Annotated in this window: 1 protein-coding gene and 1 rRNA gene; both read right to left on the reverse strand. The window is 31.5% G+C overall.

What is annotated here, in order from left to right:
* Positions 1-263: 263 nt before the first annotated feature.
* Positions 264-1,157 (reverse strand): patatin-like phospholipase family protein, encoded by an 894-nt coding sequence (locus ACIQXJ_RS24085; RefSeq protein WP_340821505.1) that lies wholly within the window; start codon positions 1,155-1,157, stop codon positions 264-266.
* Between the two features lie 981 nt (positions 1,158-2,138).
* Positions 2,139-2,219 (reverse strand): 5S ribosomal RNA (gene rrf / locus ACIQXJ_RS24090); the annotation flags it as partial.

Raw genomic sequence — 2,219 nt, forward strand, 5'->3', positions numbered from 1 at the left:
TTGATGTCCAAAATTTCGTTTCGTTCACTAACATATGTTAGTTAGTAAAAACTATATTGATTACGTTTTGCTTGTTCAGTTTTCAAGGTTCATTTTGTTAACTGTTTTGTAAGAGTTAACTTTTATATAATAACATGTTTTTGAAATAATGTCAAACATTTATTTTGTTTTTATATTTCGTAGTTACATGTTGTAACAGCAACTTTTATATAATAACATCTAGTTGATAAGTCGTCAATAGGTTTTATCATTTTTTTAAAGTTTTATATCCTAAACCTAGGCCATGTCTTTAAGAATTGAATAGTTCGATTCCTACCTATCTCTAGTAATGTTTCCTTTGTCTCCTCATTTAAATCAAATTGTGTAGCGCTATAATCATCTACTGGAATAAAAACAATATCTCTTTCGTGTCTTCTTGAAATATACCTTTCATCATGTGCACCTTTCATAGTTGCAAATAACGCTTCAAATAAATTCAAACCATTCTTTATCACTTGAGGACATTGTTCTTCACTACTTCTACTTAGTTTGAGACCAAGTACTGGTCGCTTTTTGCGTCCTTCTTTATCATCAAAGATCCATAGAGGAAAATTACTTAATACACCACCATCAACAATGACCGATTCACCTTTTCCTGTTTTTAATGTAACCGGTTCAAAGAAAAATGGAATACCACAGCTCATACGCAATGCACTAGCAACAGAAAAATTACTGGCATCGATTTGATACTTGTGTAAATCATCCGGTAAAACAATAATTCTACCATTTGATAAATCCGACGCTACTAATTTCAATGAACCTTCGGGTATATCCGCAAAAGTATAAACTCCCTTATCCGCTAATTTTTGAAAAAACCATTTTTCTAATGCTTTCCCTTTATACAAACCTAAATGGTTGTAGACATTAATCCATTTCATAAATGGCAATGGCAGAAATGTTTTCCGAGGGTCTAATAATGAAGGTACATCCAACTCTTCAAGCATACATTCAATTTCTTTTCCACTATAACCAGCAGCAATAAAAGCTGCTAAAATAGCTCCAGCACTTGTTCCTGCAACTCGTTTAAAGTGGAAATTTTCAGCTTCTAATACTTGATAGGCTCCAACTAATGCAAAGCCTTTCAAACCCCCACCAGAAAAAACACCATCAATCCACAAAATTCCCTCTCCTTTTTCAAGTAATAGTTACATTATAGGAAACTAGCAAAAAGATTAGAACTTAAAAAAGCGAAATTTGTCGATTTAGTAATGCATTATAATACTCAACTCTTATAACAACTTGTGTGCCTAAATTGATTTCATCGTTTAGCAAATATTTTATTAAACTGCGTTATTTAACAATAAAAAAATTTTAGCCTATCGAACCTTCTTACTTATAGTTTAAGAATAGAGGTAACACAGTTCCTTAGTTTCCAACTGTGTAAATTGGCTAAAAGTCCATTTCCCCATCAATTAAATAGTACTTCTTTGTTTTAAACATCCTTCATACATATTCATATAAAGGCACTAGCAATTCTGTTATGTAAAACACTCCCTTATAAAAAAATAATCTTAGCTGAAAAGGCAGTAATGACAAAGGATAAATCCCTTTAATTACTACCTTTATTTTTAACAACTGAAAATGGTTACAAAAATCTTACCGAATAAATTTACTATTCATCGTATAGATCATTAATTATTAAACCGCTCAAAATAATAAATCTTATAGAAATGCCAATTCTTATATTGATCAAGTCATTAATATATGGAATTTCTCTTAGATATGTATAAACATATATATAAGCATCTAAAAAAACTCATAAGTGTTTACACCATCGTTTTGAAAAGATTTAGTATTACCACTTTTCCATCTGACGTAAATAAGCATCATTTACAAACTCTTCATCCTCATTGTCTTTTCAATAATAAATGATAGATTGTTGTCGCCTAGAGAATCTATACTTACAGATTTCAGATCTCAAGTCTCTTACATTTAACTTTTTCTAAATCTATGCGGTGGTCGTATTTATTTGAATACCCCTAACGGGCTTCTAGCATCTATATTTCGCACTTCCTTCAATCATACTCAAGTCATCTTTATTAGATTTTTATTTTTATATAAAACAAAAAAACAGCCAACAATTGTTGACTGCTTTGTGTGCCTAGCGACGTCCTACTCTCACAGGGGGAAGCCCCCAACTACCATCGGCGCTAAAGAGCTTAACTTCCGTGTTCGGTATG

The sequence above is a fragment of the Lysinibacillus sp. NPDC097868 genome, from assembly GCF_044761135.1.
Classification (GTDB): Bacteria; Bacillota; Bacilli; order Bacillales_A; family Planococcaceae; genus Lysinibacillus.